9 protein-coding genes are annotated in these 12,534 nt (G+C 34.9%); 6 read left to right on the forward strand and 3 right to left on the reverse strand.

The window, feature by feature from the left end; genetic code table 11:
- Nucleotide 1: 1 nt before the first annotated feature.
- The 6 genes from JI750_RS12235 (at nt 2) to JI750_RS12260 (ending at nt 8,767) form a co-directional block, all read left to right on the forward strand.
- Nucleotides 2-1,096 carry a sensor histidine kinase gene (locus JI750_RS12235; protein ID WP_202002099.1) on the forward strand — a complete coding sequence of 365 codons (1,095 nt, stop codon included), beginning with the start codon at nt 2-4 and terminating at the stop codon, nt 1,094-1,096.
- Between the two features lie 5 nt (nt 1,097-1,101).
- On the forward strand, nt 1,102-1,857 hold the full coding sequence (locus JI750_RS12240; protein ID WP_202002102.1) for a LytR/AlgR family response regulator transcription factor: 756 nt from the start codon (nt 1,102-1,104) through the stop codon (nt 1,855-1,857).
- Between the two features lie 326 nt (nt 1,858-2,183).
- A complete protein-coding gene (locus tag JI750_RS12245) occupies nt 2,184-3,317 on the forward strand; it encodes an efflux RND transporter periplasmic adaptor subunit (RefSeq protein WP_202002106.1) in 1,134 nt (377 codons plus the stop codon).
- Nucleotides 3,318-3,344: 27 nt separating this feature from the next.
- Nucleotides 3,345-6,500, forward strand: coding sequence for an efflux RND transporter permease subunit (locus JI750_RS12250; protein WP_202002108.1), 3,156 nt, complete (start codon nt 3,345-3,347; stop codon nt 6,498-6,500).
- A gap of 2 nt (nt 6,501-6,502) precedes the next feature.
- Nucleotides 6,503-7,912 (forward strand): efflux transporter outer membrane subunit, encoded by a 1,410-nt coding sequence (locus JI750_RS12255; RefSeq protein WP_202002111.1) that lies wholly within the window; start codon nt 6,503-6,505, stop codon nt 7,910-7,912.
- Between the two features lie 72 nt (nt 7,913-7,984).
- A complete protein-coding gene (locus JI750_RS12260) occupies nt 7,985-8,767 on the forward strand; it encodes a hypothetical protein (RefSeq protein WP_202002114.1) in 783 nt (260 codons plus the stop codon).
- A gap of 4 nt (nt 8,768-8,771) precedes the next feature.
- Here the strand turns inward: JI750_RS12260 and JI750_RS12265 are convergent, their stop codons facing one another.
- The 3 genes from JI750_RS12265 to JI750_RS12275 form a co-directional block, all read right to left on the reverse strand.
- Entirely contained in the window at nt 8,772-11,177 is a 2,406-nt protein-coding gene (locus tag JI750_RS12265) for a sensor histidine kinase (RefSeq protein WP_202002117.1), read from the reverse strand.
- 191 nt (nt 11,178-11,368) lie between these two features.
- The gene (locus tag JI750_RS12270; RefSeq protein WP_202002120.1) at nt 11,369-11,926 is read right to left on the reverse strand and encodes a hypothetical protein; all 558 of its coding nucleotides are present in this window, start codon (nt 11,924-11,926) and stop codon (nt 11,369-11,371) included.
- Nucleotides 11,927-12,069: 143 nt separating this feature from the next.
- Entirely contained in the window at nt 12,070-12,528 is a 459-nt protein-coding gene (locus JI750_RS12275) for an SRPBCC family protein (protein WP_202002123.1), read from the reverse strand.
- Nucleotides 12,529-12,534: the final 6 nt, after the last annotated feature.

A 12,534-nucleotide genomic window follows, 5' to 3' on the forward strand; every position in this document is an offset into this window, starting at 1 on the left:
AATGGGTAGAAAGAACCAAAATAAAAAATCAGGCAAGAATTTTTTCTATAAATACTACAGGGTTATAGTAATTCCAGCCGTTTTTTTGGTCTATCTTTCATCGTATTATTTTCTAAATCCGTATAGAAATTTTGAAGAAGAAGGTTTGCTCGATTTAGACCAAACCTTCGATATCTTCATTATTTTGTTGTATTGTGCCATACTTACAGAGTTGACTTTGTTTGTTGGCCGAAAATTAAACTATTATATAAGTTGGGAACAAAATCCAGCTTTTAGGGCTATTGCCCAATTTATCTGCTTAATTGCAGGAAATATTCTTTTAAACTATTTTTTTTCTTGGCTTTGGGATTATTTATATCCATGTACGGCCTTAGAAGTAAATGATTTGGTTACCATTTGGCAGTCTAAGATTATGGCAGCCATTATATCATTGTTTATAAGTGCCATTCATACCGGAATATTTTTGCTAAACAGATGGCGTTTAAATGCAATAGAAACGGCTGAATTAAAAGTTAGAGCGTCGGAATTGCAGGAAGCAGTAACGCGTTCTAAGTTAGAATCTTTAAAAATGCAGTTAGATCCGCATTTTGTGTTCAATAACTTTAGCACTTTGACTGAATTGATTTATGAAGATCAGAAAGAAGCGGCTTCGTTCTTAGAAAATATAACGAGAGTATATCGTTATATGATTTCAAATTCAAATAAAGATACCATTACTGTAAAAGAAGAAATAGAATTCCTAAATGCTTATTTTTACTTATTAAAGAAAAGGCTAGGCGATAAAATCGCTTTAAAAATTGAAATTGATTCTTCTGCCTTAGCACTTCATTTACCGCCTTTAACATTACAGTTGTTGGTAGAAAATGCCGTAAAACACAATATGGCAACTTTAGCAAATCCGCTTACGATTACAGTTTTTTCTGATTCTGGTGATATTGTTGTTCGAAATAACTTGCAACGAACTGCTGGAAAGGCTTTGGTTTCAACAGGAATTGGAAATAAAAACATCAAATTCCGTTATAAAATTTTATCTCAAAGAATGCCGATTTTTACTGAATCAAACGGTTATTATGACGTACGTCTGCCATTAATTTAAGAGTTATGAAGATTTTAATTGTAGAAGATGAAAGTATTAACGCCAGCCGATTAAAAAGGCTATTGGAAGAATTGGAACCCAATTGTGAGATTTTAGGCATTATAGACACTGTTGTAGATACTGTTGCGTGGCTGAAATCGAACCCATGTCCAGATTTAATTACAATGGACATCCGCTTAGCAGACGGACTGAGTTTTGCTATTTTTGATGAAATCAATATTACTTGTCCTGTAATTTTTACTACAGCTTATGACGAATATGCTATTCGTGCATTTAAGGTAAACAGTATCGATTATTTGATGAAACCCATCGAAAAAAACGAATTGGAATTCGCCTTAACAAAATTCAAATCTTTAAATAAAAACGAATCCAACGTAACCAATATAGCTGGAATTCTAAAAGAACTGATTCAGAAACCCGTATTCAGAATGCGCTTTTTAGTAACCTATCGTGATGGCTATAAAAGCGTAGATGTTTCAGATATCGACTTTATATATTCTGAGTTTAAAACCAGTAATTTATTCCTTAAATCTGGTGTAATTATCTCTATTCCGCAAACCATGGAAGAACTAGAGCAGGAACTAGATCCGAATCTCTTTTTTCGTGCCAATCGCCAGTTTTTTATTCGCGCGGAAAGCATTAAATCTATTGCGAACTACTTCAACGCAAAGCTTAAAATCCAACTTAAACTAGATCCAGAACGCGAGGTGATCATTAGTCGTGAAAAAACACCTTTCTTTAAACAGTGGATGGATAGATAAAGTAGCTAAGGTTTTTGTTTTGTCGCAAAGGCGTTAAGACGCGAAGTTTTCTTTTATTATATTTTATGATAATGCTTGTCATTTTTACTGATAAAAATTCGAGAAATTATATCTACAGTATTTCACACAATAATTTTAATTAGAGAAAATTCGTGAATTCGTGGCAGAAAAAAACTTCGCGTCCTAGCGCCTTCGTGGCATAAACCCAAGCCAACGTTTCAGTATCAAAATATGTCGTTTGGGTAAATTTCTTTCATAAAAAAGCGGTTTTGCGCTGTTATTTTGCTGCCAAATTTGAGGTAATTCATTTAAAAATGAAAAGTAAAATGACAAAACAGTTTTTTAAAAATAATAACGCAATTGCCAAAATTGCAATTTTATTGATAATGATCTCCCTTTCTTCATGCGGGAAAAGCGGAGATGGACAAATGGCTCCTCCAAAGCCAGAAGTAGATTTTCTTCAGACCAATTCGGCAACAGGAGAAGTAGAAAAGAAATATCCAGGAACAGTCGAAGGTTCTGTGAACGTTGATATAAAAGCTCAAGTATCAGGTTATCTTGAAGCTATTTATGTAAAAGAAGGAGACTATGTAGCCAAAGGACAATCTCTTTTTAAGATTAAAGGCGATGTGTATGCTGAACAAGTAAACAATAGCCGTGCAGCTTATAAAAGCGCTTTAGCCAATCAGGCCAATGCTAAATTGGAAGTGGAAAAAATCAAACCTTTGGTTGAAGGAAAAGTTTTCTCAGACATGCAGCTAAAAACCGCACAAGCCAATTACGAAGCCGCAACTGCACAAGTAGCACAAGCAAAAGCCGCTTTGGGATCATCTCAGTTAAATGCCGATTTCTCTTTGATTAAAGCTCCAGTAAGCGGCTATATTAGCCGTATTCCAAACCGTATCGGGAATTTAGTTACACCAAACGATGCCGTTCCATTAACTACACTTTCGGAGATTAATAGCGTATTTGTATATTTTTCTTTGACAGAAGCAGATTATTTGGCTTTCTCTAAAGATGCAAAAAGCAATCAGACCGTGAGTTTAATTATGGCCGATGACAGCGAGTACGATCAAAAAGGAAAACTGGAAGTTGCCAGCGGAAACATTGATCGTGCAACAGGAACAATTGCCTTAAAAGCCATATTTCCAAATCCGAAGAAAGTATTGCGTTCTGGTGGTTCGGCAAGAATTGTCTTAAATAAAAGTTTATCATCTGTAATTACAGTTCCAATGGCAAGCGTAAAAGATATCCAAGATAAATTTTTTGTTTTTGTTCTAAAAGAAGGTAACAAAATAGCCATGGTTCCAATTGAAATCGCGGGAAGCGCTGGAGCAGATTATTTTGTGAAATCTGGATTGAAAGCCGGAGATAAAGTGGCGCTAAATAATATCGATGTCCTTTATGATGGAATGGAAGTCGTTCCAAAAATCGCTGCTGCAAATACAGGCAGTAAATAATTTTTCATTTAATAAAATAACATTTCCATGTTAAAGAAAATAATAGACAGGCCAGTATTGGCCACAGTTATCTCTATTGTACTGGTTATACTGGGGATTATAGGTCTTACCCGATTATCTGTAACGCGATTCCCAGATATTTCGCCGCCAACAGTAATGGTAAGCGGTTCGTATCCAGGAGGAAATAGCGAAACCGTTATTCGTTCGGTAGTAACGCCTTTGGAAGAGCAGATTAACGGAGTTGAAAACATGCAGTACATCAAATCTACTGCAAGTAATGACGGATCTTTTTCGATCAGTGTCATTTTCAAACAAGGTGTGGATCCAGATCAGGCAGCGGTAAACGTGCAGAACAGAGTGCAGCAGGCGACTCCAAAACTGCCTCAGGAAGTTATCCGTATGGGATTAACGACTTCGAAACAGCAGAATAGTATGATTGTTATTTTCAACTTGTATACAGATGATAATAGCAAATATGACGAGTTGTTTCTGCAGAATTACGCGAATATCAACTTAGTGCCTCAAATGAAACGTGTTCCTGGAGTAGGACAGGTTCAGATTTTTGGGGTGAAAGATTATTCGATGCGAATCTGGCTAGATCCGCGTAAAATGGCGAATGCAGGTTTGGTTCCGTCAGATGTTACTCAAGCTATTGCGGAACAGAGTTTAGAATCGGCTCCAGGAAAACTGGGTGAAGAATCTTCTGCGGCTTTAGAATATGTAATTCGTTACAAAGGAAAAAAGAACAAACCAGAGCAATATGAAAATATTGTCGTTAAAAACGTTGGTAGCAATGTCTTAAGACTTAAAGATGTAGCGAGAGTAGAATTTGGCTCTATTTCGTACAGCGGGGACAACAAATCGAATAGTAAAAATGCCGTTACAATGGCCATTTTACAGACTTCCGGTTCTAACGCAAATGACATCGAAATCGGAATCAATAAAGAAGTAGAACGATTATCTAAATCTTTTCCTCCAGGTATTAAATACGTTAACGTAATGAGTACCAAAGAGAGATTGGACGAAGCTACAGGACAGGTAAAATCAACCTTGTTAGAGGCTTTTATTCTGGTATTTATTGTAGTATTTATTTTTCTTCAGGATTTTCGCTCGACGATTATTCCGGCTATTGCAGTTCCGGTTGCGATTGTGGGAACGTTTTTCTTCCTGCTCGTTTTCGGATTTACAATTAACATTCTAACGCTTTTTGCTTTAGTATTGGCGATCGGAATTGTAGTCGATGATGCCATTGTAGTCGTCGAAGCCGTGCATAGTAAAATGGAAGAAGACGAAGGAATTTCAGCCAAAGAAGCGACTCACAGCGCGATGGCAGAAATCACGGGAGCGGTAATTTCGATTACTTTGGTGATGTCCGCGGTATTTATTCCGATTGGATTTATGACGGGATCTTCGGGGATTTTCTATAAACAATTTGCTTATACGTTGGCCATTGCGATTATTATCTCAGCTGTAAATGCCTTGACGTTAACGCCTGCATTATGTGCGCTTTTGTTAAAAAATCACGGACATAAACATGGAGAAAATGAACATAAGACTAGCTTCAAAGACCGTTTTTTCGTCGGATTTAATACAAGTTTCAACAATTTAACGGGAAGATATATTAAAGGCGTTCGTTTCTTAATTGGCAGAAAATGGCTTGCTGCAGGAGTAGTTACAGGAATTACTGCCATTGCGGTTTATACCATGATGTCTACGCCAAAAAGTTTCGTGCCTCTTGAAGATGACGGTTTTATGGTGTACAGTTTATCAATGCCACCAGGAACAGCACTTGACAGAACTACGGCGGTAATTCAGAAATTGGAAAAAGAATTGGCTCCTTTAGAAGCAATTGATGTCAATACGAGTATTACAGGATTTAATATTTTGAGTAACAGTTCCAGTCCAGCGTATGGATTAGGTTTTATAAAACTGAAACCAAAGAAGGACAGGGGAGCAGTTAAAGATATTGAAGAAATCATGAACATCGTAAGCGGAAAACTGGCTAAAATTAAAGAAGGCCAAATTATGGTTTTCAGAATGCCTCCAGTAGAAGGTTTTGGTGTAACAAGTGGTGCCGAAATCGTGTTGCAAGACAGAATGGCGAGAAGCCCAGAAACTTTAAAAGCGATGTCTGATAAGGTTATTGCACAGATTATGAAACAACCTGGAGTGCAATACGCGTACACGACTTTTAGAGCCGATTATCCGCAATTGGAATTGGAAGTTGACGAAGATAAAGCGCGCCAAATGGGTGTGAATATCAGAGAGCTTTTAGGCAATATCCAAACTTATTTTGCTGGAGACCAATCAGCTGACTTTTCGAGATTTGGTAAATTTTACCGTGTGAATGTCAAAGCTGATGGTATTTTTAGAATGGATGAAGATGCGTTTAATGAAATTTTCGTGAGAAATGCTGATATGCAAATGGTTCCAGTAAAATCAATCGTGAAGTTCCATAAAGTTTACGGACCAGAATCTGTAAATCGTTACAATCTTTACAATTCGGTAAATATTACAGCTATGGCGTTGCCTGGTTATAGTAACGGACAAATTATGGAAAATCTAGAACAAGTTTTAGATAAATTGCCTTCTGATTACACTTACGAATGGACAGGTTTAAGTTTGGAGGAAAAAGCAGGAGGAAGCCAGACTGTTGCCATTTTTGGATTATGTCTATTGTTTGTATTCTTTTTATTGGCAGCACAATACGAAAGTTATTTATTGCCGCTTGCCGTATTGCTTTCAATTCCAACAGGAATTTTAGGAGCTTTTGCTGGAATTAAAGCGGTTGGTTTAGATAACAATATCTACGTTCAGGTCGGATTAATTATGCTTGTCGGACTTCTTGCGAAAAATGCGATTTTGATTGTGGAATTTGCCTTACAAAGGCGTCTTGCTGGATTAACAATAATCGAAGCCGCAATTGAAGGTTCAAGATCAAGATTACGTCCAATTATCATGACTTCGCTGGCATTTATTGTAGGTATGATTCCGTTGATGTTTGCTTCTGGAGGAACTGCAGTCGGAAACCGATCTATTAGTGTAAGTGCTGCGGTCGGAATGTTTAGCGGTGTTGTTTTGGGAATTTTTGTGATTCCGTTGCTTTTCATTGTATTCCAATATTTACAGGAAAAAGTATCAAGAAAGAAGATCGCAACTCATGTTCAAACGATAAAAGAATAAGAATGAAAACATTATATAAAATTGGAATGGTTTTACTTACCGCAACGATCATGACATCGTGCGTGGTAGGAAAAAAATATTCCCGTACAGAATTAAATGCTCCAGAAAAATACCGCGAAGAGGTCGCGGTTACTGGAGACACGGTTTTGCTTCCGTGGAAAAATTATTATAAAGATCCTTTACTGGTTGCTTTGATTGAAAAAGCTTTAGTAAAAAACAATGAAGTTATCATTGCCATGAAAAGCATGGAACAGCTCGACCTCAGTTATAAACAAGCCAAATTATCGTTATTACCCACACTAGATTTCGATGCTGGAGCGAGCCGTTCTTATCCGTCTAAAAATTCCCTAAACGGATCTTTGAGCCAACAATTTATTGGTAAAGATTATATGGATGATTACAGCGCAAATCTGCGTCTTTCTTGGGAAGTAGATATTTGGGGAAAAGCAGCGATGCAGAAGAGAGATGCTAAAGCGGCTTATTTTGCTCAAAAAGAGAATCTTTCAGCATTAAAAACCCGAATTATTGTTCAGGTTGCGCAGTCGTATTATAATCTTTTAGGATTGGATGAGCAATTGAAAATTGCAGAGAAAAACATCGAATTGAGTACCAACACTTTGAGTATGATGCAATTGCAATACAAATCGGGTTCAATCAGTTCTTTGGCAGTAAATCAGACCGAAGCTCAAAAGAAAACAGCTGAATTGCTAGTGCCTTTAGCGAAAGCTAATATAGCTGTTCAAGAAAATGCTTTGCAGATTTTATGCGGAGAATATCCCGATAAGATCGAGAGAGCAGGAAATATAGATGCTGCGGAAGTTTCGGTACTTTTTGCAGGAGGAATTCCAGCTTCGCTTTTAAGCAGAAGGCCAGATGTAAAATCCAGCGAATATGCTGTTATGTCTGCTAACGCTAAAACTGGATTAGCAAAAGCGACGATGTATCCGACTTTAAGTTTAAACCCGTCAATTGGGGTTAACTCTTTTGAATTTGAAAACTGGTTCGATTTTCCAGGTTCAATCACCAAAACTATTGCGGCCAATTTAGCACAGCCAATTTTTAGAAAAAAAGCATTAAGAACTGCTTATGAAGTTGCCGTTTTAGAACAGGAAAAAGCTGTTGTACAATTTAAGCAATCTTTTATAACGGCAGTTGGTGAAGTTAACGATGCAATGTCTAGATTAAAATATGCCGACGAACGCATGATTTTGGCAAAAGACAAAGCAGAATCTTTAGAGAAAGCGACTTCAGATGCTTCTTTGCTTTACAAGAGCGGAATGGCCAATTATCTTGAAGTTATCGCAGCTCAAAACAGTTCGCTTCAAAACGAATTGGATTTGGTAACAATAAAACTCGAAAAACTGAATGCAGCAATTAACCTGTACCGTGCTTTAGGAGGCGGAGTAGAGTAGTACTTAATTTTTCTTAATTCACCATTTCTGTAAGCAATTATGGAGATGGTGAATTTCCTTTTGAATTGATTCATGGACAAAATTACTTTTACTAGATCAGAACTTTATACTTTGGTTTGGAAGTTTCCAATTCTGCAGATCGCAAAACATTATGAAGTTTCCAGTATGGGAATTAAAAATGCATGCGAAAAAATGAATATTCCGCTTCCTAAAAGCCGACATTGGATCGGCCCCGAATACAAGAGAAAAAATGTTCCACAGCTTTCGTTAGATTATAATGGAAATAATGAGATTGCAATTTTAAAAAAGACCTACGAAATGCAACTTAGAGTTCCTTTAAAATCTACACCTTTGCTTGATTTGACTCAAAGTATAAAAAACGACGTTCATGCTCCTTTAAGCGTTAGCGATACATTAGAAAAACCAGTTGAGATTATTGCGTCCACAAAGCAATATTGGGAAAGCAAAACCGTAGATCAAGATATTCTGCTAGATAAATTGGAAATTTTGGATTTATATGTTTCTAAAGAAAACTTGGATCGGGCTTTACGCTTTATGAATACTTTAATTAAACTCATTCAATATCGCGGACATGAATTTAGAAAAGGCCTAGACGGATTGGATACTGTGGTTTTTAAAAATGGAACTGAAATTAAAGTTGATTTAAGAGAAGCACAAAAAAGACTAACCAAAAATAGTATGAGAGAAACTTGGGGATATGTTTTTACAGGCGATTTCATTTTTAGAATATCTAGAGGTTCAAATAAAAAAGAATGGCGCGACGGAAAAATTATTCTAGAAAATAATCTTGCATTAATTATGGCAAAATTAGAATTAATGGCAGCCGAAGATTAGTTTTTTATCTAAAATCTTTTTTAAACACCAATTGAAAGCTAAGCCCATTTTCATTTTTAACAACTAAATCTCCTTCAAGCGTATTGCTTAAGCCATTTATAAGTGTCATTCCGAACGAATTGCTATTTTGCAATTCTGCAGTGTCCGGTATGCCAATTCCGTTATCAGAAATCTCGAGCATATAGCAATTTTCACTTACTTCAGATAATTTGAAGCAGATATTGCAATTTGAAGTATCCTTAAAAGCATATTTTATCGAATTGGTTATAATTTCGTTTGTAATTAGTCCAACAGCAATTGCTTGAGAAATATCCAATTCTATAGAGGCAATTTTAATTTCAAAATGAATGTATTCGGCATTAAAAGACTCTTTTAAATATTCAATCAATTCATTGCAATAATCAGGCATATTGATCATAGAAACATTATCTTCCTGATATAATCTCTGATGAATCAATGACATTGCATAGATTCTATTCTGACTATTTTTTATAGTAGAAATTGCCAAATCATCTTTCAAATAAGAAGACTGCGAATTAAGTAAACTGATGACAGTTTGAAGATTGTTTTTTACGCGATGGTGAATTTCTTTCAAAAGCCATTCTTTTTCTTCGACCAGACGCTCCAATTTTACATTTTTAAGCTTAATTTCTTTTTCTTTCAATTGTAGTCGGCTAGTATTGCGCTGTTTAATTTTTGCTCTATTGTACAACAAAATAATAATTATCAGTAGCAAAAATAAACTGCTGACAGAAATGGTGTTTAAAAGTTTAGACGAATGCAGTTCACGTTTCTGAAGATCGGTTTGCTGTTTTAGAGATTTTATATTTTGTACTTTGGCACTAGTTTCAAACTTGAATTTCAAATTTTCATAATCATGGTTTTTAGTAATGTTATCCATTGAATCCTGAATTCGAGTATAACTTCTCATGTGTTCGATCGCTGAAAGATAATTGCCATTTAGCGAATCAATTTTAAACAAAGCAAGTTCTAAAACATAACGACTATAACCTTCTGTTTTACTAGATGTTGATATGATTCTGTCTGTAATTTCTTTTGCTTTGTGCGGTTTATGAATTTTGATGTAAAACAGCGCCATAATCGAGTAACAGTCTGCAACATCTTTGATTGTTTCAGTTGTATTTAGCTTTTTTGCAAAAAAATCAAGTTTTTCATAGCAAGTTTCGGCTTCTTTCAACTTTCCTAATTCTTCATAACAGCGAGCCTTAAGCTGATTCAGGATCATATTATCCAAATTGTTTTTTGGCGGATATTTTTTAGAGTTGGTTTCTAGGTATTTTAAAGCTTCAGAGTATTTAGAATTATTCATTAATGATCTTACAGCACCAAAAAAGCTTTTATACCAAGTTCCTGCATTAATCTCCCTTTGATTGTATTCAATTCCTTTTTGGTAAAATTTGATAGCATCTTTATAATAGCCTGTACTGCTGTAAATATTCCCTAAACGAATGTAGAAGCTGTCAGCAAAAGCATAATCTTTCGTTTTTTCCATCGAACTAACGCTTTCCAAAGCATAATAAAGTGCATCTTTATAATTGTTGTGGAATAATTCGATATACGAAATAGTAGTTTCGGTGTACTGTGTGTATAGAAAACCTATTTTTTTCTGAAGGCTAAGACTTGTTAGGAGTTCTTGTTTCGCCAATTTCATATTCCCAGTCCAAAAATGAACTGGAATAATTTTCATGTAAGTTTCAATTTCTTTTTCCTTGTTGCCCGTCTTTTTATAAATGGCCAAAGCTTCAGATAAAATACTTGCTTTTTCCTTGTTGCTGTCAGGCATAAAAGTACCTCGATTGTCAATAGCTTCTGCTAGTATTTTTTCATTTTGTGTCTTTCTTGCTGCATTAACCAGCTGCAAAAAAATCGTACTGCTCAACTCAGGCTTGCCTGCCTGATAATAATATTTGGCAAGAAGATATTTAGATTGAAAGTACCATTTTTTAATTCGAGATTTTTCTGCCAGTTTTTGAGCTTTATTGATATATAAAAGCGCATTTTTGAGATCCTCTTTTTTGGCACCAGCTTTAAAAAGATAAAAACTCCCAATTTGCAACGCCAGCTTAATTTGATCTGTTGTATTTAATCTCGGCAAAAGCAATTCTGCTCCGCGAGCATAATTATTGGTAATTAAATTATTTCCCGGAAAGTTAGATCCGTCATTAAATCCTTCATCGTTGGCAAGCGTGTACGGAAGTTTGTGCGCTTTGCAGGCTAAAATCATCGCGCTGTCAATATCTATAGATCCTTGATTAACGTTGCGAAGATAAATAGCAACGTTATGTAACATTAATCTATCTTTCTGAAGCTTAAGTTTATCGGTTTCATTTTGGCAAAAAGAGGGTGTGGTAAAGAAAGTTAGTAAAAGTAAGAAGATTACTTTTTTCATGTTTAGGATTGTTTGGAGACGTAAAACTAAGTGTTTTGAAAGTGTTTAAAAAACATTTTTCAAGCTAATTTTTTACTTCAAAAAAGAATTATGTGATGAAAAGGTCATAAAAAAAAGCTGTCTAGAATGTAGACAGCTTTTTTTTATTATTTGTTTTTGATATGCCAGTCGCAGGTTTTACTGTTCTGAAATTAACTGTAGCTTTTTCTTTTTACATTTATTTTTTCTTTTTCTATTTTATTGTTTTTCGATTTTGAATACAAGATTGTTTCAACTTGATTTTGATTGAAAGCATACGAAACGGTTAATCCATATTTATATTTATAATCAGTATCATTCATAAACGCTTTAACTTTTTCAATATCATGATCAGAGGGTTTGCCTTTTTTTGCTTCGATTATAAGTAAATGTGAATCTGACTCTGAAGTTTTCATTCTTTTATGAATTAAAATATCGGGTCTTACAGGAATTTTTATGCCTTCCATTTTTACAGATTTTGGATTTGAAAAGTTTCTATTGTATTCAATATCGACATTATAAGTTGTTAAGTTTTTATTTATCAAACCGTTTTCCAGATAGAATGCGAATCTATGATTTAAAGCTGTTTCGTGTAATTCTCTATTTAATTTTCGTTCTTTTTCAGTAGATTTTCCTAGTTTAGGCAATTTTTGTTTAAAAATTTCATCATCTTTATCTACTAGTTCTTCAAGTGCTTTTCTAATTATATTTCTAATAGTTTCTATTTCCACGCGATTTTTTTAAGAAGTTTATTGTCTGTTATCTATTTTAGGATTAAGTGTAAATATGTAAACTTTTTTCAGGACGAGACAGGGGTCTATATTTAGACAGCTTTTTTAAAATATTATATGTTTGTGAAAAATCAGTTTAACTTTTATTGTTCTGAAATTTCTTTTAATTTATCCATAGCTTTTGGATAAGTACTGTTGAAATAATCTAAATATTCATCAATTGTATCCATTTCTACAGTTACGGTTGTAATGCCGTTATTCTCTTCAAAGGTATAATTTTCGTGTCCGCCTGCCCATTTTTCAACTTGTTCGCCTGTGGTTACTTCAGTATCTCCATCCAAAAAACCGTAATGGCGAATGGAAACAAATTGAGCAGGTTTATTTTCTACGATTTCCGAAACCATTCCGGCTTTATTACCGTTTTCATCTGTTCCAACAAAACGTATTTTGCTTCCTTTATCCCAACTGCCTTCATAAGTAGAAGTTGGATTAAAAGTGGCAACCCAATATTCGTAAGTAGCTTTATCCTTTAAGCCTAGCATCGTTTCATATACTTTTTGAGCAGATGCATTTATTTCTTTTTTAAATTGTAATTTTTGCATGGCTTT

Origin of the sequence: Flavobacterium tagetis (assembly GCF_016735615.1) — a bacterium.
Lineage (GTDB): Bacteria > Bacteroidota > Bacteroidia > Flavobacteriales > Flavobacteriaceae > Flavobacterium > Flavobacterium tagetis.

Bases quoted from the DNA above. Each gene is read 5' to 3' on its own strand.
- JI750_RS12235 (WP_202002099.1), top strand. From the start codon at position 2: ATGGGTAGAAAGAACCAAAATAAAAAATCAGGCAAGAATTTTTTCTAT.
- JI750_RS12240 (WP_202002102.1), top strand. From the start codon at position 1,102: ATGAAGATTTTAATTGTAGAAGATGAAAGTATTAACGCCAGCCGATTA.
- JI750_RS12245 (WP_202002106.1), top strand. From the start codon at position 2,184: ATGACAAAACAGTTTTTTAAAAATAATAACGCAATTGCCAAAATTGCA.
- JI750_RS12250 (WP_202002108.1), top strand. From the start codon at position 3,345: ATGTTAAAGAAAATAATAGACAGGCCAGTATTGGCCACAGTTATCTCT.
- JI750_RS12255 (WP_202002111.1), top strand. From the start codon at position 6,503: ATGAAAACATTATATAAAATTGGAATGGTTTTACTTACCGCAACGATC.
- JI750_RS12260 (WP_202002114.1), top strand. From the start codon at position 7,985: ATGGACAAAATTACTTTTACTAGATCAGAACTTTATACTTTGGTTTGG.
- JI750_RS12265 (WP_202002117.1), bottom strand. From the start codon at position 11,177: ATGAAAAAAGTAATCTTCTTACTTTTACTAACTTTCTTTACCACACCC.
- JI750_RS12275 (WP_202002123.1), bottom strand. From the start codon at position 12,528: ATGCAAAAATTACAATTTAAAAAAGAAATAAATGCATCTGCTCAAAAA.